Source organism: Streptomyces sp. NPDC003691 (assembly GCF_053981115.1).
Window position 1 is genome coordinate 1 of sequence record NZ_JBSFNQ010000045.1, and the last position, 23,646, is coordinate 23,646.

Sequence of the window (23,646 nt, forward strand, 5' to 3'; positions counted from 1 at the left end):
CCCTCGGCGGCCGGTACGTGACCGCCTGCGACGTGGGGACGTACGTCGCCGATATGGACGTCAGCGGGCGGGACTCCGGATTCTGATCCGGAGCCGGCCGGGGCCCTCAGCGGCTCAGTCGCCGCGCGCCGCGCTCTGCCGTCGTGCCGTCACCAGCAGGGCCGTACCCGCCAGGACCGCCGTACCGGCCAGCCCGCCGACCCCGACCAGGGCCATGGTGCGCGAGCCCGTATCGGCGAGCGCCGCGCTCTGCGCGGCACCGGTCACGGTGCCGCTCGCCGCCGCGCGGATCTGCCGGGTCACCACGTCCGGGTGCGACATCATCGACACATGGGAGGAGTCGATCTCCACGGTCTTCGACTTGGCCCGCTTCGCCTCCCAGCGTTCCAGGTCGGGGGCGATGGCCTTGTCGTGCTTGGAGACGACGAACCACGACGGGACGGTCCGCCAGGCCGCGCCCGGCGCGGCCTCCTCGAAGCACGCCTGGGCGATCGGCCGCTGCTCGACCGCCATCAGCTTCGTCTGCGAGACCGGCAGGTCGGCCGCGAACACGCTGTGGAACTTGTCCGTCTTGATGTACAGGTCGGTGCCCTTGCGGAGGCCGTCCGAGTACGGCACCGGGTTGAGGGCCGGCTGGAGTTCGCTGCCCTGGAACTTGGCGGCCAGGGTGCCCAGGTTCTCCCCCTTGTCGGGCATGAAGGCCGATACGTACACCAGGGCCCTGACGTTCGGGTTGCCGTCCGCCGCGCTGCCGATCACCGCACCGCCGTAGGAGTGGCCCGCGAGCACGATCGGCCCGTCGATGCTCTTCAGCACACTGGCGATGTACGCGGAGTCGGAGACGAGCCCGCGCAGCGGGTTCGCCGGGGCCAGCACCTTGTAGCCGTGGTCCGCCAGCTCCTCGGCGACCGCGCTCCAGCCGGAGGCGTCCGCGAACGCCCCGTGCACCAGCACCACCGTCGGCTTGACGCCCTTGGGGTCCGAGACCTCCTCGGCGGCGGGCAGCCCGGCCGCCACGGCGGGTGCGGCGGTGAGCGCCGAAGCGGACAGGGCGAGAGTGAGTGCCAGCGCCCGGGATATCCGGCGGCGGGACGGGGACACGGAAGTGGAGGACACAGCCATGGTCTGTTCTCGTTTCGTTCGGAGTGGGGCTGTCGTCCTCAGCGTTTTCGCCTCCGGTACGGGGCGCACGCCCCCGCGTGCCGGGAGAGTGACGGCCCGGACCGTCCGGGTGACGGCGGCACCCTCGGCGGCCGGTCCTCCGCCGGAGGCACCCCCGCCCGCCCCGGCCGCGAAGTCACCCCGGTGTGCCGGAAGGTGAGACCGGCCCGCGGAGGAACGCGGCCTCGGATCCGAAGCACACGATCAGCCCCCCGGGCGCGACGGCCAGTGCGCCGACGGCCGCGGGGAAGACGAGCGCGGAGCCGATCCGCTCCCGGGCGTCGAGGTCCCACAGCCGTACGGTGCGGTCCTCGCCGCCGCTGACCGCCACCGGGCAGCCGTCGACGACTGCGGTGGCCACCGCCCCGACCCGGCCGGTGTGACCGGTCAGGGGCGCGCCCGTCCGCCGGCCGGTGGCCAGGTCCCACACCCGGAGGGTTCCGTCCCTTCCCCCGGCGCTCACGGCGACGGGCCTGCCGCCGAGGACCGTGGTGGCCACCGCCTGGACGGCCCAGCCGTGCCCGGTGAGCGGAGCTCCCGTCTGCTGCCCGGTGATCAGATCCCAGCGGCGCAGTTCACCCGCGTAACCGCCGACGGCCGCCGGGCCGCCGGTGACGGCGACCGGGCGGCCGTTCACCACCGCGGTGGCCACGGCGTACGCGTCGGGGATCCCGGTCGCGGGCACGCCGACCGGTGCTCCCGTGACGAGGTCCCAGCGGCGCACGGTCCCGCGGAGTTCCGCCCGTGCCCCGACCCGCCGTGCCCCTGCCCTTCCTGCCCCGACCGCCCGGGGGCCGACAGCGACCGCGGTCGGGCATCCCGCCACCGTGGCCGCGGCGACCGCCACGGCTCCCGCGCCGCCCTCAGCCATGACCAGCGGGGGTCCGGCCGGCCGGCCGGTGGCCAGGTCCCGGCGGTGCAGGGCCCCGTCGTCCGCGGTGAGGACGACCGGGCGGCCGCCCGCCTCCATGACGGCGGCGGCCCTGACGGGGCCGGAGTGCCCGGGGGCGGGAGAGCCGACCGGCGGGCGCGGGGCCAGGTCCCATACGCGTACGGTCGCGTCGTCCATGGCGGTGACGGCGACCGGGCGGCCGCCGGCGACGGCCGTGGCGAGCGCGCGGGCCCCGCGGGCGGTGAACGGCTCCGCCACGGCCCGTCCGGTCGCCAGGTCCCGGATCCGCACCGTGCCGTCGGCCGTCAGGACGGCCACGACCGGGCGGCCGTCCAGCAGCGCCGTATCGAGGTGCCGGGCCCGCCCCGCCAGGGGGTCCCCGATGGGCCGCCGGGTGCTGAGGTCCCAGCGGCGCACCGTGCCGTCACTGCTGCCGGTGACGACGACCGGGCGGCCGTCGAGAACCGTGGCCGTCATGGCGGTCACGCCCCCGGTATGACCGGCGAGCGTACCGGCGGGCTGCCCGGTGGCGAGGTCCCACAGCCGTACCGAGGGCTCCAGCAGGGTCCGGGTCAGCAGGGCCGGACGGCCGTCCAGCACGGTGCTCGCCAGGTGCACGGCTCCCCGGTGGCCGGTGTGGATTCCGGCGATCCGGCGGCCCGTCGCGAGCTCGTGGACCTCCGTGACGGGGAAGTCGTGGCAGGCGTCGGCGTCGCCGTCGTCCGTCTGGACCGTGAACACCAGGACCGGGCGGCCGTCGAGCACCGCGGAGGCCAGGGAGTTCACAAAGACCCCGGGGTACCACACCCCGTCGGGCGGACAGCCCGGGCCGCCGGGGATCCCGGGGAAGGGGCCGCTGTCGACCCGCCCCACCGGCGGCCCCCCTGCCGGGTCCCACAGCTGGATGGTGCCGTCGTAGCCGCCGGTGACCACCACGGGACGGCCGTCGGCCTCCGCCGTGGCGAGCGACCACACGTCCGCCGAATGAGGCCGCCACATCTCGGTCTGTTCGCCGGTGGCCAGATCCCAGACCCGTACGGTCGGCTCCGCGGGGCCACCGGTCACCGCGACGGCGCGTCCGTCCGGCGTCGTCGCGGTCACCACGGCCGACAGCGGTCTCTCATGACCGGCCAGGGTGGCGAGCAGGCGCGGTGACACCTCGGAACCCGTCGCCCACGCCACCCGCCACTCCGGACCGCCGTCGCCCGGAACCGGCACGGCGGCGAGCCGGGCCGCCCGCCCCGGCGCGCCGTAACGGGCCGCGTCGAGGGCCAGCAGCCCGCGGCGCACCCGTGCGCCCGCGTCCCGGTGCAGATGCGCCGACTGCCGGTACACCGCCGCCGCCAGCCGCCCGGCAGGCCCCGGCACCGTGTCGAGCAGCGCAGTCACCCGGGCCGGATCCGCGTGCACCAGGACGCCGGGATCCACCTCCGGGGCCGGTACCGCGGAATCGGTCCCGGGGACATGGGGATTCGTATCGTCGGACATGCCCGCACGGTAGAAGCCCCCACCGACAGCCGACAGCCGACAGCCGACAGCCGGGTGCCCGGGTGCCCGGGTGCCCGGGGAGTCGGTGGAGTCCGTGGAGGGCGGGGAACGCCGCGTCCCGTCGGACCCGGCCGTACGCCGATTCCGTCACCCTTCCGTACGCGCCCCCGCCTACTCCCGCGCCGCGCCCCGGTCCTGGCGCACGTCCTGGTCCGGTGCCGGATCCGGTGTCCGGCGGCCTCCGAAGGCGCCCGCCGCGTCCGCCCGCCGCCACCACTCCGCGAGGGCGGTGTCGTCGAGGGACCGCCAGTCGGGCGCGCCGGTGACCAGCGCGCCGCCCAGACTGCGCCCCAGGTCCACCATGGCCCGGCCCAGTTGCTCCCGGGCCCGGTCGTAGGACCGCAGCGCGTCCGGCAGGGGCGCCCCGTCCCGCAGCGCCGCCTCCAGCAGGGTCGCGTCCTGCAGTGCCTTCACCGCGCCCGCGCCGGTATGCGGCCGGGCCACCGTGGCCGCGTCGCCGATGAGCGCGATACGGGCGGTCGCGCCGGGCGACGCGACGGCGTCGTACACCGGCTGGACGAACAGCTCGCCGGGCTCGGTCAGGTCGATCACCCGGCGCCAGAACGGCGGGAAGTGCGCGGCGGTGAGGGCCGCCAGACGCTCCCGCAGCGCGGCGCCGACCCGGCCCGGCGGCAGGCCTGCGGGGGAGTCCGGGAGCACACCGGAGCCGGGCGGCGGCACGGTGTACAGCACCCAGTTGATGCGCCGGCCCTCTCCGTCGCCGGGGATCCGGTAGAGCACGACATGACCGCCGGGGAAGACCACGTACGCGGCAGCTGCCGGATCCCAGAGCCCCGCGTCCGGCAGCCGGTCCTCCGGATAGGCGCCGCGCCAGGCGAGGTATCCCGCATAGCCGGGGCGCAGACCGGGGCTGACCGCGGACCGCACCACGGAGCGGTAGCCGTCGGCGCCCACGACCAGGTCGTAGGGGTGTACGGCGCCGTCGGCGGTGGTGAGGAGCGCGCCGCCGGGCGTCTCGGCGGCGGCGGTGACGGCGGAACCGGTACGGAACCGGACGGCCGCGGGCACCCGGGCCCGCAGCTCGCGCCAGAGGGGTCCCCAGTTGTACGTACGGAAGGCGAAGTGCTCGCTGTGGATCAGCCGTCCCAGCGGCCCGTCCGGACCGCCGTCGGCAGCGCGGACGTACCAGTGGCGCCCGCGCAGTCTCGTATGGGGAATGGCCGGGTCCAGATGGCCCGCGGCCGCCAGCTCCGTGTAGCGGCCCTCGTGGACGGCGACGCCGACGCCGCGGGCGGAGAGTTCGCCCGAGGTGCGTTCGTGGACGGTGATGCGGTGGTGGCCCGTGCGGTACAGGGCGAGCGCGGCCGCGCAGCCCGCGATGCTGCCGCCGACGACGGCGACGCGTGTTCCCGGCATGGGCCCATCATCGCAGCGCCCGGCAGCCGGACCGCGGCGCCGGGCGCTGTTTCGGCCGTACCGTCAGCCCGTCAGCCGTTCGTAGGCCGGCAGCGTGAGGAAGTCCTCGTACCGCTCGTCCAGCGCCACCTGCAACAGCAGGTCGTGGGCCTGCTGCCAGTGCCCCGCCGCGAACGCCTCCTCGCCCAGTTCGGCCCGGATCGCCGCCAGTTCGCCGGCGGCGACCCGCCGGGCCAGCTCCGGGGTGGCACGTTCGCCGTTCTCGAAGACGACGCCCGCGTTGATCCACTGCCAGATCTGGGAGCGGGAGATCTCGGCGGTGGCCGCGTCCTCCATCAGATGGAAAATGGCGACCGCGCCGAGGCCGCGGAGCCAGGCCTCGATATAACGGATGCCGACCTGTACGGCGTTGAGCAGCCCTTCGGAGGTCGGACGGGCGTCCAGGGAGTCGATCGCGATCAGATCCCCGGCGGCCACCGACACGTCCTCCCGCAGCCGGTGCTTCTGGTTCGGGCGTTCGCCGAGGACGGCGTCGAAGGAGGCCATGGCGATCGGCACCAGATCCGGGTGGGCGACCCAGGAACCGTCGAAGCCGTCCGCCGCCTCCCGGTCCTTGTCCGCCTTGACCTTCTCGAAAGCGACCCGGTTCACCTCGGGATCGCGCCGTGAGGGGATGAAGGCGGCCATGCCGCCGATGGCGTGCGCGCCGCGCCGGTGGCAGGTGCGGACCAGGAGTTCGGTGTAGGCGCGCATGAACGGGGCGGTCATGGTGATCGCGTTCCGGTCGGGCAGGACGAACTTCTCGCCGCCGTCCCGGAAGTTCTTCACGATGGAGAAGAGGTAGTCCCAGCGGCCCGCGTTGAGCCCGGACGCGTGGTCCCGCAGCTCGTAGAGGATCTCGTCCATCTCATAGGCGGCGGTGATCGTTTCGATCAGGACGGTGGCGCGGACGGTGCCGTGCGGGATGCCCAGATACTCCTGGGCGAAGACGAAGACGTCGTTCCAGAGGCGGGCCTCCAGATGCGATTCGGTCTTCGGGAGGTAGAAGTACGGGCCCTTGCCGAGGTCGAGCAGGCGCTGCGCGTTGTGGAAGAAGTAGAGGCCGAAGTCGACCAGGGCCCCGGGGACCGCGCTGCCGTCCGTCGCCCGCAGATGCCGCTCCGTCAGATGCCAGCCGCGCGGCCGCATCACGACCGTCGCCAGTCCGGCGTCCGGCCCGAGGGCGTACGACTTCCCGGTCCGCTCATCGGTGAAGTCGATCCGGCGCCGGAAGGCGTCGGCCATGTTCACCTGGCCGAGGACCACGTTCTCCCAGGTGGGGGCGGAGGCGTCCTCGAAGTCCGCCAGCCAGATCCGGGCGCCCGAGTTCAGCGCGTTGACCGTCATCCGCCGGTCCGTGGGGCCCGTTATCTCCACCCGGCGGTCCTCCAGCGCCGGGGGCGCGGGCGCGACCCGCCAGGAGTCGTCCGCCCGGACCGCCGCGGTCTCCGGCAGGAAGTCGAGCGTGCCGGTACGGGCGATTCCGGCCCGGCGCTCGGCACGGCGGGCGAGCAGTTCGTCGCGGCGCGGGGTGAAGCGCCGGTGCAGTTCGGCGACGAAGGCGAGGGCGGCCTCCGTCAGCACCTCCTCCTGGCGGGGCAGGGGGGCGGCTCCGGCGACGGTCAGGGGGGACGGCGCTGGTGCGGACACGGGCGGTCACTTCCTTCGGCGGGCGGTGCGGGAGGCGGGCCAGGAGATGATCAGCAATCAAAACGGATAGTAGTTTCCTCATCGTGGAACTACAAGGTGTGTTGTGCCGGTGCCGGGAAACCCCGGGCGGGCAGCTTGCGGTGCCGCCCCGCCCGGGCCGGCCCGCCGGATCACCCCAGGCGGTACAGATCGGCCGGCGTGTCGATGTCGTACGGCTCCGCCACATCGCCGCACTCCACCAGCGTCAGCCCGGCCGCGTGCGCCCGGAGATACGCCCGCGCGCCCCGGTCCCCGACCGCCTCCCGCGCGATCTCCGGCCAGTGGTCGGCGCCGAACAGCACCGGATGCCCGCGCTCGCCCCCGTACGCCGCCGACACCAGCGCACCCCGGCCGCCGTCCGCCGCCCGGACCCGGCGCACCGCGGCCGGCCCGATGCCGGGCTGGTCCACCAGCACCACCAGCACCGCTTCGGCCCCGGTCGCCGCCAGTGAGTCCAGACCCGCCCGCAGGGACGACCCCATGCCCCGGGCCCAGTCCGGGTTCTCCACCGGTACGGCGCCCGTCAGATCCGCCTCGGCGCGCACCCGCCCGGCCGCCGCGCCCAGCACTACATGCACCGGATCGCAGCCGCCCGTGCGCAGCGCCGACACCGCATGCTCCACCAGCGGCCGGCCCAGACGGCGCAGCAGCGCCTTGGGCCGCCCGCCCAGCCTGCGCCCGCCGCCCGCGGCCAGCACCAGACCCGCGACCGGTCCGTACTCCCGGCATCCGGGTTCCCGACTCCTTGCGTCCGCACTCATGGGCCCTCCCTACCCCACACCCGGCGGCGGCGCGCCCGCGCTGATGCCTGAGGGAACGGAGCGACGGCCGGTGCCCGAGTCAAGCCCGGTCAACCCAAGGTGTCCGACGGGCGGCTGATTCTGCTGTGTCCGGGGCGGAAGCCGGATCCGGCCACCTGTCGCGCCGGGGCCCGCTACGCCCGGAAAGAGGGGACCGACCTGCCCTTCCGGCGCGGGGACTTCGGCGCACCGGCCGGATCCGGCCCGGCTCCGGCGGTCATCTACCAGGGAAAATCGCCTGATTCGGACTCCGGTGGACAGGTCCTGTCCGATATCCCCGCACAGTCGGACGGCGCAGGCGCCGTCCAGCCCACATCCTGAAAACGGCCTGAATCATGCCTGCATCCGGGCTGATTTCCGTCCGCGGAGTGGCGCACACCACCCCGGATGCCGTTAACTGACCCGCAACTCTGGGTGGTTGAGTATCGACTGAGAGTCGTCGATGCGCCCGGTGGGCGGCGAGGGGGGTGTGGTCGGTTGCGGAGCGCGGGGCAGGCGCGAGTGACGGACAGCGGTGAGGACCCACGGGTGACCGGGCTGCGTGCCGCGGTCTCCCGGCTGCGCCGGGAGTTGGCGGCGCACCCGGGCCGGTTCTACGACCGTGAGGTCGCCGAGGACGAACTGGCCGTACTGGCGGAGATGGCGGCCCGGGGCGACCCGGACATCGCCCGGATGCGCCGTGCCCTGCTGCTGATCGCCGGGGCCATCGGCTCGGTCAGCGCGCTGGCGCCCGGGGTGCTGGCCGTGCGCAACGCGGTCGACATGTTCGGGGAGGTGCCCCGCCAGCGCTGACGGCCGGGGCCGTGGGCGGGACCTCCGGTGCGTCAGGCTGCGGTGCCTCCGGTTTGCGCGAGGCTGTGGCACCTCCGGGTGTGTGAGGCTGCGGTGGCGAGGGTCTGTGCCCGGCCATAGCGTGGAACGGAAGGGGGTTCCGCAGTCACGCAAGCGATACGAAGGTGTGGACATGGCCGACAAGCCGACAATCGTTCTGGTGCACGGCTTCTGGGGAGGTGCCGCCCACTGGAACAAGGCGATCCTCGAACTCAAGACCCGTGGTTACGACAAGCTCCACGCGGTGGAGAACCCGCTGACGTCCCTCGCCGAAGACGCCGAACGCACCCGCAAGATGGTGAAGCAGGTCGACGGTCCCGTCGTACTGGTGGGGCACTCGTACGGCGGTGCGGTCATCACGGAAGCGGGCGACCTGCCCAATGTCACCGCACTGGTCTACATCGCGGCCTTCGCGCCCGACGCGGGGGAGAGCCCCGGTGGAATCAGCCAGGAGCACCCGCCGGCCGCGTTCGACAACATCGTCCCCGACTCGGACGGCTACCTCTGGATCAAGCAGGACAAGTACCACTGGAGCTTCGGCCAGGATCTGACCGAGGACGAGGCGTATGTCATGGCCGTCACCCAGAAGGCGCCCCTGGCCTCCACCTTCGGCGACAACATCACCGCACCGGCCTGGCGGAACAAGCCCGTCTGGTACCAGGTGTCGACCGAGGACCGCATGATCCACCCGGACAACGAGCGCCGGATGGCGGCACGGATGAACCCCCGCAAGGTCATCGAGCTGGATGCCAGCCATGCCTCGCTGGCCTCGCAGCCGAAGGCCGTCGTGGATCTGATCGACGAGGCGGCGAACGCCTGAGCCGAAACCGGCGGCGGCAGCGCGAGGGCGGGCCCGTGAACATCCCGGGCCCGTCCTCCGTCGCGTCTGTCCTGCGTCGTGCCTATCCTGCGCCGGGCCCGTCCTCCGTCGCGCCCGTCCTGCGCCGGGCGGCCGCCCGGGCCGTCGCGCCGGGTCAGCCGCCCGAGGTGTTCGCCAGCGCCGCCGAGAGGTCCCGGGCCACTTCCTGGAGGACCGGTACGATCCGCTCCGTCGCCGCGTCCGTGACCCGGCCCGCGGGGCCGGAGATCGAGATGGCCGCGGCCGTGGGGGAGTCCGGCACCGGTACCGCCAGGCAGCGGACGCCGATCTCCTGCTCGTTGTCGTCGACCGCGTACCCAGTACGGCGCACCTGGTCCAGCGCGGCGAGGAAGCCCTCCGGCGTGGTGATCGTCTTCTCCGTCGCGGCCGGCATCCCGGTCCGGGCCAGCAGCGCCCGTACCTCGTCCGGCGGGCAGTCCGCCAGCAGTGCCTTGCCGACACCCGTGGTGTGCGGCAGCACCCGCCGGCCGACCTCGGTGAACATCCGCATCGAGTGCTTGGACGGCACCTGCGCCACATAGACGATCTCATCGCCGTCGAGCAGGGCCATGTTCGCCGTCTCGCCGGTCTCGTCCACCAGCCGCGCCAGATAGGGGCGGGCCCAGGTGCCGAGCAGCCGGGCCGAGGACTCGCCGAGGCGGATCAGGCGCGGGCCGAGGGCATAGCGGCGGTTGGGCTGCTGGCGGACGTAGCCGCAGGCCACCAGGGTCCGCATCAGCCGGTGGATGGTGGGCAGCGGCAGCCCGCTGCTGCCCGACAGCTCGCTCAGCCCCACCTCGCCCCCGGCGTCGGCCATGCGTTCGAGCAGATCGAAGGCGCGCTCCAGGGACTGCACGCCCCCGCCGTTCGACGGCTTGGCGGCGTCGGTGGAGCGGGTGCTGGCGCTGGACGTCGGCACGGGCGGCGGTCCTTTCGGGCGGGCGGACAAGAGTGCAGCCTACCGGGCGGCCGGCCTCGGCACACTGTCGCCGTCCCGGAGTCCGCGCCGGTCAGGGGGTGTTGGCCCCGGTGTCCGGCGGTGGTGCTCGGGCCGCCGAACGGCCGGCGCCCCCTATTCCGCAACTGCTCGCTCTTCTGTATCACGGGATTCTGCTTCCATTTTGCGGAAGTGTCCAACCCTTGACGGCTCCGGCCGCCGCGGTGAAGATGCCCCCAGCGGGAATTCAACAAATCGTTGAAACTGTCGGACGGGGCGGTGGATGACCGATACGGCGACGGAACCGGACGCCCGGCTGGCGGTGCGGTCGACCCGGGTGGTGACCCCGGACGGCACCCTCCCCGCCCTGATCACCGTCCGCGGTGGCCGGATCGAAGCGGTCCTGCCGTACGACACCGTCCCACCGCCCGGCTGTCCGCTGGAGGACACCGGCGACGACGCCGTGCTCCCCGGGCTCGTCGACACCCATGTCCATATCAACGATCCCGGGCGCACCGAGTGGGAGGGCTTCCGCTCCGCGACCCGCGCCGCGGCCGCGGGCGGCATCACCACTCTCATCGATATGCCGCTCAACTCCCTGCCGCCGACCACCACGGTGGAGCATCTGCGCGTCAAACAGAACGCGGCGCGGCCCGCGGTCCATGTCGACACCGGCTTCTGGGGCGGTGCGGTCCCCGCCAACACCGCGGATCTGCAACCCCTCCACGACGCCGGGGTCTTCGGCTTCAAGTGCTTCCTCTCGCCCTCGGGTGTGGAGGAGTTCCCTCCGCTGGACCGGATCCGGCTGGGCCGGGCCATGGCGGAGGTCGCGGGCTTCGGCGGACTGCTGATCGTGCACGCGGAGGACCCTCGCCATCTGACCGGGGGCCCGTCCGGCGGCCGGTACGCCGACTTCCTCGCCTCCCGGCCGCGGGCCGCCGAGAACGCCGCCGTCGAGACCCTCGTCGCCCTCGCCCGGCAACTGGACGCCCGCGTCCACGTACTGCACCTCTCGTCCGCCGACGCCCTGCCGGTGATCGCCCGGGCCAAGGCCGACGGCGTACGGATCACCGCCGAGACCTGCCCGCACTTCCTCACCCTCACCGCCGAAGAGGTCCCCGACGGGGCCACCGAGTTCAAGTGCTGCCCCCCGATCAGGGAGGCCGCCAACCGGGACGCCCTGTGGGCCGGGCTTGCCGACGGCACCATCGACTGCGTCGTCTCCGACCACTCCCCGTGCACCGGCGACCTCAAGACCCCCGACTTCGGCTCCGCCTGGGGCGGTATCTCCTCGCTCCAGCTCGGACTGCCCGCCGTCTGGACCGAGGCCCGGCGCCGCGGCCACCGCCTCGACGACGTGGTCCGCTGGATGTCCGCGGGCCCCGCCCGGCTCGCGGGCCTGCACCGCAAGGGCGCCGTCGCACCCGGCCGCGACGCGGACTTCGCGGTCCTGGCGGACGATGCCACCTTCACCGTCGACCCGGTCCGGCTCCACCACCGCAACCGGGTGACCGCCTACGCGGGCCGGACCCTCAGCGGAGTGGTCCGCTCCACCTGGCTGCGGGGTGTGCGGATCGCGGTGGACGGAACCCCGGCCGGACCCACCGGCCGCCTGCTCGAAAGGAGCGACTGAGCATGTCCCGGACCGAGTCAGTCCCCGCCGCCCCGGCCGGTTCCCCCGCCTCTGCCCCGGCCGGATCCCTTCCGGCGTTCACGGGTGCCGCCCGCCCCTACGGCGGCGGCGACCCCTACGCCGACTACCGCACCGCGGACTTCCCCTTCACCCACCTCACCGACCTCGCCGACCGCCGCCTGGGCGCGGCCGTGATCGCCGCCAACGACGAGTTCTTCGCCGACCGCGAGAACCTGCTGATCCCCGCGCCCGCCGTCTTCGACCCGGCGCGCTTCGGCCACAAGGGCAAGGTCATGGACGGCTGGGAGACCCGCCGCCGCCGGGGACCGGCCGCCGGAACGCCCCACCCGGCCGACGGCGACCACGACTGGGCCCTGATCCGCCTCGGCACCCCCGGGATCGTCCGGGGCATCGTGGTGGACACCGCGCACTTCCGCGGCAACCACCCCCGGTCGGTCTCGGTGGAGGGCGTCTCCCTGCCCGGCAGCCCCTCACCGGAGGACCTGCTCGCGGACGGCGTCGAGTGGACCGTCCTCGTCCCCCGCACCCCCGTAGGCGGCCATGCGGCCAACGGCTTCGCCGTCACCTCCGGACGGCGCTTCACCCACCTCCGGCTCAGGCAGCACCCCGACGGCGGCATCGCCCGGCTGCGGGTGTACGGCGAGACCGCACCCGACCCCGCCTGGCTGGCCGCCCTCGGCACCTTCGACCTCGTCGCCCTGGAGAACGGCGGCCGGGTCGAGGACGCGTCCGACCGCTTCTACTCACCCGCCGCCAACACCATCCGGCCCGGCCGCTCCCGGCAGATGGACGACGGCTGGGAGACCCGTCGCCGCCGCGACCACGGCAACGACTGGATCCGCTACCGCCTCGTCGAGGAGGCCGAGATCCGCGCGGTCGAGATCGACACCGCGTATCTGAAGGGCAACAGCGCGGGCTGGGCCGCCCTCTCGGTCCGCGACCGCGACCGCGACAGGACCGGTGACAGGACCGGTGACAGGACCGGTGACAGGACCGGTGACAGGACCGGGGCCGGGGCCGGGGAGAGGGCCGGGGCCGGGGAAGGCGGTACGGACAGCGGCACGGCCGGCCGTACGGACACCGGTACGGGCGACGGCGGATGGACCGGAATACTGCCCCGCACCCGCCTCCAGCCGGACACCAACCACCGTTTCCTCCTCGACACCCCCGTCATTGCCCGGGACGTCCGGATCGACATCTACCCCGACGGGGGGATCTCCCGCCTCCGGCTCTTCGGCTCCCTCACTCCCGCGGGCGCCGCCCGCCTCGCCGCCCGCCACCGCGAACTCGGCGGCTGACCCACCGGACCCGGACCCGGCCCCGGACCCCGACCCGGCCCCGGACCCGCGCCCCGTCCACCCCTCCCCGCCACCCCGCCGGGGCGGTACGCCTCAGCGGGACCGGGACTCCCCGATCATCACCGTCACAAAACCCACCACCGCGACCACCACATTCGTGAAGAGCGGTTGCTCCCGCAACAGGCCCACATTCTCCGTGAGCAATCCGGTCACACCCAGGAACGGAAACCAGCCCGTCAGCTCCCGGACCACCCCGGCCAGTCCCAGGACCAGCACCACCCCGCCCACGGACTCCAGAATCTTCTTCATGGCACCGATGCTCGCGGCCCGCGCCCGCCGGGGGCATCGGCCGTCGGCACACCGCCGAACGCCGAAAGTCTTCCTCTCCCCGACTTTGGTAGCGACCCGGCGCCGCCCGGCGGCCGAGCCCGTTCCGGCTGCGTAACGTGGCCCTATGACCCGTACGGAATACTCCTGGCTGCTGCCTTCGGCCATGACCGCGGACCCGGAACTCCAGGATCCGGGACCGGCGGGCGACGGGTCCGCCCGCACCCCGGGCCGCGGCCGGGTACGGCGCACCGTGCGCGACTGGGTCGTCGACCTGCTCTTCTTCCTCTTCGCCGCCCTGATGGCGCTCGTCGTCGTCGACCAGAGCGAACAGTTCGAGAACAGCCGGGCCGTCATCCACTTCGACGAACTCGTCGGCCTGCTCAGCTGCTGCGCCGTCTGGCTGCGCCGCCGCTGGCCCGTCCGGCTCGCGCTGGGCCTGGCGCTGGTCGGCGTCTTCTCCCCGGCCGTCGCCGGAGCCCTGATCGTCGCGGTCTTCAGCCTCGCCGTCCACCGGCCCTTCAAACCGGTCGCGATCACCGGCGCCGTCATGATCGCCCTCGGCGTCGTCCAGGCCTTCGTCCGCCCCGACCCGACGCTCTCCATCGGCGCCTCCGTCGCCGCCGGGGTGGTCATCCTGCTGCTGGCGTTCGGCTGGGGCATGCTGGTCCGCTCCCAGCGGCAGTTGTACGTCGCCCTCCGCGAACGCGCCCACCGCGCCGAGACGGAGGCCGCGCTCCGGGCCGACCAGGCCCAGCGGCTGGCCCGCGAGGCCATCGCCCGCGAGATGCACGACGTCCTCGCCCACCGGCTCACTCTGCTCAGCGTGCACGCCGGCGCCCTGGAGTTCCGGCCCGGCGCACCCCCGGCCGAGATCGCCCGGGCCGCCGGAGTGATCCGCGACAGTGCCCATGACGCCCTCCAGGACCTCCGTCAGATCATCGGCGTACTGCGGGCCCCCGGCGACGGCGGGGCGGACGACCGGCCCCAGCCCACCCTGGCCACCCTCGACGCCCTGATCGAGGAGAGCCGCGAGGCCGGTATGGCCGTCGTCCTGGACAACCGCATCCAGGACCGGGACCGGGTGCCCGCCGCCCTCGGGCGCACCGTCTACCGCATCGCGCAGGAGGGCCTGACCAACGCCCGCAAGCACGCACCCGGCGCCGAGGTCACCGTCGCCGTCAGCGGCACCCCGGGCAGCGGGGTCGTCGTCGCCGTCGACAATCCGGCCCCCGCCGGGGACGTGACCCCGGTCCCCGGCTCGGGCCAGGGGCTGATCGGCCTCACCGAACGCGCCACCCTCGCCGGCGGCAGCCTGGAACACGGCCGGACGGGGGACGGCGGATTCCATGTCCGGGCCTGGCTACCGTGGGCCGCATGACCATCCGACTGCTCGTCGTCGACGACGACCCCCTGGTCCGCGCCGGGCTCTCCCTGATGCTCGGCGGCGCCGGTGACCTGCTGATCGTCGGCGAGGCCGCCGACGGCTCCGAAGTACCCGCACTGGTCGAACGGCTGGCCCCCGACGTCGTTTTGATGGACATCCGGATGCCGTACGTCGACGGGCTCACCGCCACCGAGGAACTGCGCGCCCGCCCCGGCGCCCCCGAAGTCGTCGTCCTGACCACCTTCCACGCCGACGAGCAGGTGCTGCGGGCGCTGCGCGCGGGCGCCGCCGGCTTCGTCCTCAAGGACACCTCGCCCGCCGAGATCGTCGCCGCGGTCCGCCGGGTCGCGAACGGCGAACCGGTCCTGTCGCCCGCCGTCACCCGCCAGTTGATGAGCCATGTCGCCGGGGGAGCCCCGGCGCCCGGCGCCGACTCCCGCCGCTCCGCCGCGCTCGCCAGGACGGACCTGCTGGCGGAGCGGGAACGGGAGGTCGCCGTGGGCGTCGGCCGCGGCCGGTCCAATGCCGAGATCGCCGCCTCCCTCTATATGAGCGTCCCCACGGTCAAGACCCATGTCTCACGGATCCTGGCCAAACTGGGCTTCAACAACCGTGTCCAGATCGCGCTCCTCGTCCATGACGCCGGACTTCTCGACGGCGACGGGCCGGACCCCGCGACGTAGCCTGGGCCGTATGGGCACCATCGACCTGAGCGACTGGCACGGCTTCACCGAGAACCCGTATCCGTACTACGCGGCGGCCCGGGAACAGGGACCCGTCCACCGGGTCCACGGCTCGGACGGCACCTTCTGGCTGATCGTCGGCCATGAGGAGGCGCGGGCCGCCCTCACCGACGAACGCCTCGTCAAATCGCCCGAGGCGGTCGGCTTCTCCTCCGTCGAAGGGCGGATCATCGGCCCCAATCTGCTGGAGGTCGACCCGCCCGACCACACCAGACTGCGGAAACTGGTGGCCCGTGAGTTCACCATGCGCCGGGTGGAGCAACTCGCCCCGCGGATCGAGGAGATCACCGGCGGACTGCTGGACGCCATGGTCCCCGCCGGGCGCGCCGATCTGATCGCCGCCTTCGCCTTCCCGCTGCCCATCATCGTCATCTGCGAGCTGCTGGGTGTGCCGCCCGGCGACCGCGACTCGTTCCGGAGCTGGTCCCACAGCATCGTCGCCCCCGCCGACTTCTCCGAGGTGGAACCCGCACTGGTCGCCCTCGGCGCCTATCTGGACGAACTGATCGAGACCAAACGGCGCGCGGGCACCACCGGCGACCTCCTCTCCGATCTGATCCGCGCCCGCGACGAGTCCGACGACCGGCTCTCCGCACCCGAACTGCGCGCCCTCGGCTTCCTGCTGCTGCTCGCGGGCCACGAGACGACCGTCAATCTGATCGGCAACGGGGTACGGGCCCTGCTCGCCCACCCGGAACAGCTGGCCGCCCTCCGGGCCGACCCCGGCCTCCTCGACGGCGCGGTCGAGGAGATGCTCCGCTACGACGGGCCGGTGGAGACCTCGACCATGCGCTACAGCGCCGAGGACGTGCCGATCGGCGGCACCGTGATCCCGGCCGGGGAGGTCGTCCTGGTCGGGCTGGGCGCGGCGGGCCACGACCCGGCCCGCTTCCCCGAACCCGATGTCTTCGACATCCGCCGCGACACCCGGGGACATCTCGCCTTCGGGCACGGCATCCACTTCTGCGTCGGCGCCCCGCTGGCCCGGCTGGAGGCCCGGATCGCCCTGACGGCTCTGCTCGACCGCTGCCCCGGGCTGGCGGCCGACACCGCGGGCGGCCCGCCGGAGTGGCTGCCCGGCCTGCTCATACGGGGTACCCGCAACCTCCCGGTCCGCTGGTAGCACCCCGCCCGCGGGGGCGTCGCGGCCAGGACGTACCGGGGCCGCCGTCCCCCGGCCGCCCGCTCGGCGTACCACCCGGTGACCCGGCCGCTTCCCCGCCGTGGGCCGCGGAGTGCGGGAGGGGCTACCACGGACCCCTCCCGCTCCGCACCGGAGACGGGCTCAGCCCCCGCCGGGGATCTCCGCGAGCGCCACCGGACGCCGCTCGCGCCGGGACAGCTCGCACGCCTCCGCGATCCGCAGCGCCGCCAGCGCCTCCCGGCCGTCGCACGGATTGGCGGTCTCGCCGCGGACCAGCTTCAGGAAGACGTCCAGCTCCCGCTCGTAGGCGGCGGCGAACCGCTCCAGGAACCCCGGCCAGGTCCTGGCCGGGCGCCCGGGGCCGCCGGGCTCCGCCGAGACCAGCGGTGTCCGCTCGTCGAGCCCGGCCGTGATCTGGTCCCGGTCGCCGGCCAGCTCCATCCGCACGTCGTACCCGGCACCGTTGAACCGGGTGGCGGTCGCCGCCGCGACCGTACCGTCGTCGAGGGTGAGCAGCACCGCCGCCGTATGGACGTCCCCCGCCTCCTCGAACGCTCCGGCGCCGCCGGGCGTCCGCGGATCCCGGGCTGCCCCGACGGCGTACACCTCGGTGATCTCCCGCCCGGTCACCCACCGGACGATGTCGAAATCGTGGATCAGGCAGTCCCGGTACAGCCCGCCGGAGAGCGGCAGATAGCCCGCGGGCGGCGGCTCGGGGTCCGCGGTCACCGCCCGGACGGTGTGCAGGGTGCCGAGCGCCCCCGAGCGCACCGCCGCCCTGGCCGCCCCGAAGCCCGGGTCGAACCGCCGCATAAAGCCGATCTGCAGCTCGGTGCCCGCCGCCGCCACCTCGGCCAGGGCCCGCAGCGTGCCCGGTACGTCCAGGGCGATCGGTTTCTCGCAGAACACCGGCAGCCCGGCCCGCGCCGCCCCGGCGATCAGCCCGGCATGGGACGCCGTCGCCGAGGCGATCACCACCGCGTCCGCGCCCGCGGCGAACACCTCGCCGGGCTCCGCCACGGAATCCGCCCCCAGCCGCTCCGCCACCGCGGCCGCCCTGGCCGGGTCCGCGTCCGCCAGAACCAGGGAGTCCACGTCCGGATGGCGGCCGAGCACCTCCGAGTGGAAGGTGCCGATACGTCCCGTTCCGATGAGTCCGATGCGCATGCGCCCAAAATGAAGCTCCGCGGCGGACACTGTCAAGACTTTGTCCTGACAACCGGACTTCACGACTTCCCGTCAACATAAGACCCGATTACGCTCGCCCCGTGCCCAAGCAGCCCGGACCAGAGCCGGACCCGTCCCTGTCGCTCCCGCTGAGCGTGGACCGCACCAGCCCGGTCCCGCTCTACTTCCAGCTGGCCCAGCAGCTCGAAGCCGCCGTCGAACGCGGCGCGCTCACCCCCGGCACCCTGCTCGGCAACGAGATCGAGCTGGCCGGACGGCTCGGACTCTCCCGCCCCACCGTCCGCCAGGCCATCCAGTCCCTCGTCGACAAGGGACTGCTGGTCCGGCGCCGGGGCGTCGGCACCCAGGTGGTGCACAGTCAGGTCAGAAGGCCGCTGGAGCTGAGCAGCCTCTACGACGACCTGGAGACGGCCGGCCAGCGGCCCGCCACGGTGGTCCTGCGCAACACCCTGGAGCCCGCCTCCGACCGGGTCGCCGCCGCCCTCGGCGTCACCGAAGGCACCGAGGTCCACTCGGTCGAGCGGCTGCGCTACGCCCACGGGGAGCCGATGGCCCTGCTCACCAACTACCTCCCCGCCGGACTGCTCGCCCTGGACACCGCGCGGCTGGAGGCCACCGGCCTCTACCGGCTGATGCGGGCCGCCGGGATCACCCTGCACAGCGCCCGGCAGAAGGTGGGCGCCCGGGCCGCCGGGGGCAGCGAGGCCCTGCGCCTGGCGGAACAGGCGGGCGCGCCGGTCCTGACCATGGAGCGCACCACCTTCGACGACACCGGCCGGGCGGTCGAGTACGGCACCCATATCTACCGCGCCTCCCGCTACTCCTTCGAGTTCCAGCTCCTGGCCCGCCCCTGACCGCGCGGTCCCCGCACCCCGCCCCGCACCGCCCGCACCCGACCGTGCGCCCCCCTGCGTGTCCGCATGTCCGGTTCCCCTCGCCCGAAGCTCCGCCGCGTAAGAATGTTCGGACAAAGTCTTGACGGGGCTCCGGGGCAGCCGTAGAAACTCCCCCAGCCGCAACGGGGCGGCGGGCAGGGAAGGCGGACCCACCATGCGAATCCGGCGGCGCACGGCAGCAGCACCGCCCGCCACGGGTGTTCCGGCGCTCACCACCCGGCGCGGCCACTCCGGAAGGAGACCGCCGTCGCCCCGGCGCGACCGGCCGCCGACGGCACCCGCCGAACGCCGCGGCGTACCCGATGCCCACCCTCCGACCTGCCGTGACCCATACTTGGGCGGCTGGGGCTCGACATTCTGCCCCGCCGCCGCGCCACCGGGCGCGGCGGTCCGGAGGGCGAGCGGTACGGCAAGAAGGGCACGGCGTCGTGGCTAGGGCAAGGACAGGGGTACGCGCGGTCGGCGCGCTGCTGGCGGCGGCGGTGCTCGGAGCGTCCCTGGTGGGATGCAGCAGCACCGGCGGCAAGCGTGCCGCGGACGCCCGCAAGGCCCAGGCCGAGGCGGCCGGGAAGGCCGCGGTCACCACGCCCCGCTGGACCTTCGCCATGGTCACCCACTCGGGCGAGGGCGACACGTTCTGGGACATCGTCCAGAAGGGTGCCAAGGAGGCATCCGCCAAGGACAACATCAACTTCCTGTACTCCAAGAGCGACGAGGGCCAGCAGCAGGCCCAGCTCGTCCAGGCGGCCATCGACAAGAAGGTCGACGGGCTGATCGTCACCCTGGCCAAGCCCGACGCCATGAAGGACGTGGTGAAGAAGGCCGTGGCCGCGGGCATCCCGGTGATCACGATCAACTCGGGATCCGCCCAGTCCGAGGAGTACGGCGCCCTGACCCATATCGGCCAGGACGAGACCGTCGCGGGCGAGGCCGTCGGCGACGAGCTCAACGAGCGCGGCAAGAAGAAGGCCGTCTGCGTCCTGCACGAGCAGGGCAACGTCGGCCACGAGCAGCGCTGCGCCGGAGCGAAGAAGACCTTCGACGGCGAGCTCCAGAACCTCTATGTCGACGGCACCAACATGCCCGACGTCCAGGCGTCCATCGAGGCCAAGCTCCAGACCGACAAGTCCATCGACGCGGTCGTCACCCTGGGCGCCCCGTTCGCCGACACCGCGGTCCGCGCCAAGGAGACCGCCCGCAGCAAGGCCGAGATCGACACCTTCGACCTCAATCCGAAGGTCGCCGCCGGGCTGAAGTCCGGCGCCCTCGGCTTCGCCGTCGACCAGCAGCCCTACCTCCAGGGCTACGAGGCCGTCGACCTCCTCTGGCTCTACCGGTACAACGCCGACATGCTCGGCGGCGGCAAGCCCGTGCTCACCGGGCCGCAGATCGTCACCCAGGCGGAGGCGGCAGAGCTGGAGGAGTACACCAAGAGGGGTACCCGATGAGCCCGGCCGCACCACCACCGGTGGACCTCGGCAAGGAGGCCGCCGGGGACGAACGGCTGCTGAAGGTCTCCCCGCTGCGCAGGCTGCTGGGCCGTCCCGAGCTGGGTTCGGTCGTCGGCGCGATCGCCGTCTTCGTCTTCTTCTCGGCCGTCGCCCCGGACTTCCTCCAGACGTCGAGCCTCTCGACCGTGCTCTACGCGGCCTCCACCATCGGCATCATGGCCGTCCCGGTGGCGCTGCTGATGATCGGCGGCGAGTTCGACCTCTCCGCGGGTGTCCTGGTCACCACATCGGCCCTGGTGTCGTCGATGTTCAGCTACCAGATGACGGCGAACGTCTGGGTCGGCGTCTTTGTCTCCCTGCTGGTCACGCTGGCGGTCGGCGCGTTCAACGGCATGCTGCTGACCCTGACGAAGCTGCCCAGCTTCATCATCACGCTCGGTACGTTCCTGATGCTGACCGGGCTGAACCTCGGCTTCACCAAGCTGATCGCCGGCCGGGTCTCCACCGACTCCATCAGCGATATGGAGGGCTTCGCCTCGGCCAAGAAGCTCTTCGCCTCCGAGCTGGTCATCGGTGATGTCACCCTGAAGGTGACCATCCTGTGGTGGTTCGGCCTGGTCGCCGTCGCCACCTGGATCCTGCTGCGGACCCGCTTCGGCAACTGGATCTTCGCGGTGGGCGGCAACGCCGACGCCGCCCGCGCGGTCGGCGTCCCGGTCGTCAGGACCAGGATCGGTCTCTATCTGGGGGTCGCCTTCGCCGCCTGGATCTCCGGTCAGCACCTGCTGTTCTCGTACGACGTGGTCCAGTCGGGCGAGGGCGTCGGCAACGAACTGATCTACATCATCGCGGCCGTCATCGGCGGCTGTCTGATCACCGGCGGCTACGGCTCGGCGATCGGTTCGGCGGTCGGTGCCTTCATCTTCGGCATGACCAGCAAGGGCATCGTCTACGCCGAGTGGAACCCCGACTGGTTCAAGTTCTTCCTCGGGGCGATGCTGCTTCTCGCCGCCCTGCTGAACGCATGGGTACGGAAACGGGCGGAGGCCACACGATGACGGAGCCGCGGCAGGAGCCGGAGCACGGGCCGGACCCGGCGGACGGGGGAGCGGACCGGGCGCCCGGACGGGCGGCGGACGTCGGCCCTCCGCTGGTCGCCCTGGACCACGTCAGCAAGTACTACGGCAATATCCGGGCGCTGGAGGGCGTCTCCCTGGAGGTCCGGGCCGGGGAGATCACCTGTGTCCTCGGTGACAACGGTGCCGGCAAGTCCACCCTCATCAAGATCATCGCGGGGCTGCACCAGCACGACGCCGGAACCTTCGCCATGGACGGCGAGGAGACCCGGCTGGTCAATCCGCGCGACGCCCTGGACCGGGGCATCGCCACGGTCTACCAGGACCTCGCCGTGGTGCCGCTGATGCCGGTCTGGCGGAACTTCTTCCTCGGCTCGGAGCCGGTGAAGGGCGCCGGACCGCTGCGCCGGCTCGATGTGCAGAAGATGCGCGAGACCACCCGGGCCGAACTGCTGCGGATGGGCATCGACCTGCGGGACGTCGACCAGCCGATCGGCACCCTCTCCGGCGGCGAGCGCCAGTGCGTGGCGATCGCCCGCGCGGTCTACTTCGGCGCCAAGGTCCTCGTCCTGGACGAGCCCACCGCGGCCCTCGGCGTCAAGCAGTCCGGAGTCGTCCTGAAGTACGTGGCGGCCGCCCGCGACGCGGGCCTCGGGGTGGTCCTGATCACCCACAACCCGCACCACGCCTATCTGGTCGGCGACCGCTTCGTCCTGCTGAAGCGCGGCACGATGACGGCGAGCCACACCAGGGAGTCGGTCACCCTGGACGAGCTGACCCGCCAGATGGCGGGCGGCTCCGAACTGGACGACCTCCGCCACGAGCTGGAACGCGCCACCCCCGGGGCGTAGCCATTCGGCCGGGACCCCGGCGGCCCACGGCCGGGTCCCGCGGCGGGCCCGGCGGGGGACCCCGGGCGTCCGGGGCCGCGCCGGGGCGAAACGGCGGCCCGCCGCCGCCCCGCCCGGGGCGCCCCGCCGTGCCGGCGGCCCGTCCGGCCGCCGCCCGCGGGTCCGCAGCCGACCCGGCGCGCACCTGCCCCGGCCCGCGCGGGGCGCGCACGCCGCCCCGCCCCGGTCCGCCCGAGGAGCGCCCCGCGCGGGCCGCCGTGAAAGAATCACCGGGCGGGGCAGCCCGCCGCAGCACACGACCCCCTGACCCCGAGCACCCGCAGGGACATGAGCACCTACCGCGACTTCGCGCACCGCGGCTCCGCCCGCGCCACCGTCCTGCGTACCGTCGGGACCCGCGAGCGCCGCTCGCATCTGACCGCGCCCCGGGTCCCCACCGTCGGTATCGACATCGGCGGTACGAAGGTGATGGCGGGCGTCGTCGACGCGGACGGCGTCATCCTGGAGAAGGTCCGCACCGAGACCCCGGACAAGTCCAAGAGCCCCAAGGTCGTCGAGGACGTGATCTGCGAGCTGGTCCTCGACCTCTCCGACCGGCACGACGTGCACGCGGTCGGCATCGGTGCCGCGGGCTGGGTGGACGCCGACCGCTCCACCGTGCTCTTCGCCCCCCACCTCGCCTGGCGCAACGAGCCGCTGCGGGACGCGCTCTCCGCCCGGCTGGCCGTACCCGTCCTGGTCGACAACGACGCCAACACCGCGGCCTGGGCGGAGTGGCGGTTCGGCGCCGGCCGCGACGAGGATCACCTGGTGATGATCACGCTCGGCACCGGGATCGGCGGCGCCATCCTGGAGGACGGGCGGGTCAAGCGCGGCAAGTACGGGGTCGCCGGGGAGTTCGGCCATATGCAGGTCGTGCCCGGGGGCCACCGCTGCCCCTGCGGGAACCGCGGCTGCTGGGAGCAGTACAGCTCGGGCAACGCCCTGGTGCGCGAGGCCCGGGAGCTGGCCGCCGCCGACTCGCCCGTGGCGCATGTCCTGATCGACCGGGTCGGCGGGGCCGTCGGCGATATCACCGGTCCGCTGATCACCGAGCTGGCCCGTGAGGGCGACGCCATGTGCGTGGAGCTGCTGGAGGACATCGGCCAGTGGCTGGGGGTCGGCATCGCCAATCTCGCGGCCGCCCTGGACCCGTCGTGCTTCGTCATCGGCGGCGGTGTGAGCGCGGCCGACGATCTGCTGATCGGACCCGCCCGGGACGCCTTCCGGCGCCATCTGACCGGCCGCGGCTACCGGCCCGAGGCACGGATCGTCAAGGCGCAGCTGGGGCCCGAGGCAGGCATGGTCGGCGCGGCGGACCTCGCGCGACTGGTGGCCCGCCGCTTCCGCCGGGCCAACCGGCGCCGGGTGGAGCGCCAGGAGCGGTACGAGCGGTATGCGCAGGCTCTGCGGAACCCCGGAGCGGGCCGTCCGTCGCGGGAGGCGTGAGCCACCCCCG

Annotated in this window: 20 protein-coding genes; 12 read left to right on the forward strand and 8 right to left on the reverse strand. The window is 73.5% G+C overall.

The window, feature by feature from the left end; genetic code table 11:
- Positions 1 to 114: 114 nt before the first annotated feature.
- From ACWDR0_RS21105 to ACWDR0_RS21125, 5 genes are all read right to left on the reverse strand, one after another.
- Positions 115 to 1,122 carry an alpha/beta fold hydrolase gene (locus ACWDR0_RS21105; RefSeq protein WP_456353251.1) on the reverse strand — a complete coding sequence of 336 codons (1,008 nt, stop codon included), beginning with the start codon at positions 1,120 to 1,122 and terminating at the stop codon, positions 115 to 117.
- A gap of 175 nt (positions 1,123 to 1,297) precedes the next feature.
- A complete protein-coding gene (locus ACWDR0_RS21110) occupies positions 1,298 to 3,541 on the reverse strand; it encodes a WD40 repeat domain-containing protein (RefSeq protein WP_456353252.1) in 2,244 nt (747 codons plus the stop codon).
- A 171-nt stretch (positions 3,542 to 3,712) separates the two neighbouring features.
- A complete protein-coding gene (locus tag ACWDR0_RS21115) occupies positions 3,713 to 4,978 on the reverse strand; it encodes an FAD binding domain-containing protein (protein ID WP_456353253.1) in 1,266 nt (421 codons plus the stop codon).
- Positions 4,979 to 5,041: 63 nt separating this feature from the next.
- The gene (aceB, locus tag ACWDR0_RS21120; RefSeq protein WP_456353254.1) at positions 5,042 to 6,667 is read right to left on the reverse strand and encodes a malate synthase A; all 1,626 of its coding nucleotides are present in this window, start codon (positions 6,665 to 6,667) and stop codon (positions 5,042 to 5,044) included.
- 170 nt (positions 6,668 to 6,837) lie between these two features.
- Positions 6,838 to 7,467, reverse strand: coding sequence for a nucleotidyltransferase family protein (locus ACWDR0_RS21125; RefSeq protein WP_456353255.1), 630 nt, complete (start codon positions 7,465 to 7,467; stop codon positions 6,838 to 6,840).
- A 516-nt stretch (positions 7,468 to 7,983) separates the two neighbouring features.
- On the opposite strand from ACWDR0_RS21125, the gene ACWDR0_RS21130 reads away from it, so the two are divergent.
- Positions 7,984 to 8,298, forward strand: coding sequence for a DUF5955 family protein (locus ACWDR0_RS21130; protein WP_456353256.1), 315 nt, complete (start codon positions 7,984 to 7,986; stop codon positions 8,296 to 8,298).
- A 172-nt stretch (positions 8,299 to 8,470) separates the two neighbouring features.
- Positions 8,471 to 9,157 (forward strand): alpha/beta hydrolase, encoded by a 687-nt coding sequence (locus ACWDR0_RS21135; protein WP_456353257.1) that lies wholly within the window; start codon positions 8,471 to 8,473, stop codon positions 9,155 to 9,157.
- 154 nt (positions 9,158 to 9,311) lie between these two features.
- Here ACWDR0_RS21135 and ACWDR0_RS21140 read toward each other — a convergent pair whose 3' ends face one another.
- Entirely contained in the window at positions 9,312 to 10,115 is an 804-nt protein-coding gene (locus ACWDR0_RS21140) for an IclR family transcriptional regulator (protein WP_456353258.1), read from the reverse strand.
- Positions 10,116 to 10,416: 301 nt separating this feature from the next.
- On the opposite strand from ACWDR0_RS21140, the gene allB reads away from it, so the two are divergent.
- Together allB and alc are read left to right on the forward strand one after the other, a co-directional pair.
- On the forward strand, positions 10,417 to 11,766 hold the full coding sequence (gene allB / locus ACWDR0_RS21145; protein WP_456353259.1) for an allantoinase AllB: 1,350 nt from the start codon (positions 10,417 to 10,419) through the stop codon (positions 11,764 to 11,766).
- A 2-nt stretch (positions 11,767 to 11,768) separates the two neighbouring features.
- Complete coding sequence (gene alc, locus ACWDR0_RS21150; RefSeq protein WP_456353260.1) at positions 11,769 to 13,085, forward strand: allantoicase; 1,317 nt, start codon at positions 11,769 to 11,771, stop codon at positions 13,083 to 13,085.
- Between the two features lie 93 nt (positions 13,086 to 13,178).
- Here the strand turns inward: alc and ACWDR0_RS21155 are convergent, their stop codons facing one another.
- On the reverse strand, positions 13,179 to 13,394 hold the full coding sequence (locus ACWDR0_RS21155; protein ID WP_456353261.1) for a hypothetical protein: 216 nt from the start codon (positions 13,392 to 13,394) through the stop codon (positions 13,179 to 13,181).
- A 145-nt stretch (positions 13,395 to 13,539) separates the two neighbouring features.
- Between ACWDR0_RS21155 and ACWDR0_RS21160 the strand changes: the two genes are divergently transcribed.
- The 3 genes from ACWDR0_RS21160 to ACWDR0_RS21170 are packed head-to-tail and all read left to right on the forward strand — an operon-like array spanning position 13,540 to position 16,665.
- Positions 13,540 to 14,793, forward strand: coding sequence for a sensor histidine kinase (locus ACWDR0_RS21160; protein WP_456353262.1), 1,254 nt, complete (start codon positions 13,540 to 13,542; stop codon positions 14,791 to 14,793).
- The gene (locus ACWDR0_RS21165) at positions 14,790 to 15,482 is read left to right on the forward strand and encodes a response regulator transcription factor (protein WP_456353263.1); all 693 of its coding nucleotides are present in this window, start codon (positions 14,790 to 14,792) and stop codon (positions 15,480 to 15,482) included. The genes ACWDR0_RS21160 and ACWDR0_RS21165 overlap by 4 nt, the downstream gene beginning before the upstream one ends.
- 10 nt (positions 15,483 to 15,492) lie before the next feature.
- The gene (locus ACWDR0_RS21170; protein ID WP_456353264.1) at positions 15,493 to 16,665 is read left to right on the forward strand and encodes a cytochrome P450 family protein; all 1,173 of its coding nucleotides are present in this window, start codon (positions 15,493 to 15,495) and stop codon (positions 16,663 to 16,665) included.
- Positions 16,666 to 16,827: 162 nt separating this feature from the next.
- Here ACWDR0_RS21170 and ACWDR0_RS21175 read toward each other — a convergent pair whose 3' ends face one another.
- Complete coding sequence (locus ACWDR0_RS21175) at positions 16,828 to 17,853, reverse strand: Gfo/Idh/MocA family protein (RefSeq protein WP_456353265.1); 1,026 nt, start codon at positions 17,851 to 17,853, stop codon at positions 16,828 to 16,830.
- Positions 17,854 to 17,954: 101 nt separating this feature from the next.
- Between ACWDR0_RS21175 and ACWDR0_RS21180 the strand changes: the two genes are divergently transcribed.
- The 5 genes from ACWDR0_RS21180 (at position 17,955) to ACWDR0_RS21200 (ending at position 23,636) form a co-directional block, all read left to right on the forward strand.
- Positions 17,955 to 18,728 carry a GntR family transcriptional regulator gene (locus tag ACWDR0_RS21180; RefSeq protein ID WP_456353266.1) on the forward strand — a complete coding sequence of 258 codons (774 nt, stop codon included), beginning with the start codon at positions 17,955 to 17,957 and terminating at the stop codon, positions 18,726 to 18,728.
- Between the two features lie 470 nt (positions 18,729 to 19,198).
- A complete protein-coding gene (locus ACWDR0_RS21185) occupies positions 19,199 to 20,218 on the forward strand; it encodes a sugar ABC transporter substrate-binding protein (RefSeq protein WP_456353267.1) in 1,020 nt (339 codons plus the stop codon).
- Positions 20,215 to 21,279, forward strand: a complete 1,065-nt coding sequence (locus tag ACWDR0_RS21190) for an ABC transporter permease (protein WP_456353268.1) — start codon at positions 20,215 to 20,217, stop codon at positions 21,277 to 21,279. Before ACWDR0_RS21185 ends, ACWDR0_RS21190 begins: the two co-directional genes overlap by 4 nt.
- Entirely contained in the window at positions 21,276 to 22,148 is an 873-nt protein-coding gene (locus ACWDR0_RS21195; protein WP_456353269.1) for an ATP-binding cassette domain-containing protein, read from the forward strand. Before ACWDR0_RS21190 ends, ACWDR0_RS21195 begins: the two co-directional genes overlap by 4 nt.
- A 327-nt stretch (positions 22,149 to 22,475) precedes the next feature.
- Positions 22,476 to 23,636, forward strand: coding sequence for an ROK family glucokinase (locus ACWDR0_RS21200; RefSeq protein ID WP_456353270.1), 1,161 nt, complete (start codon positions 22,476 to 22,478; stop codon positions 23,634 to 23,636).
- The last annotated feature ends 10 nt before the right edge of the window (positions 23,637 to 23,646 follow it).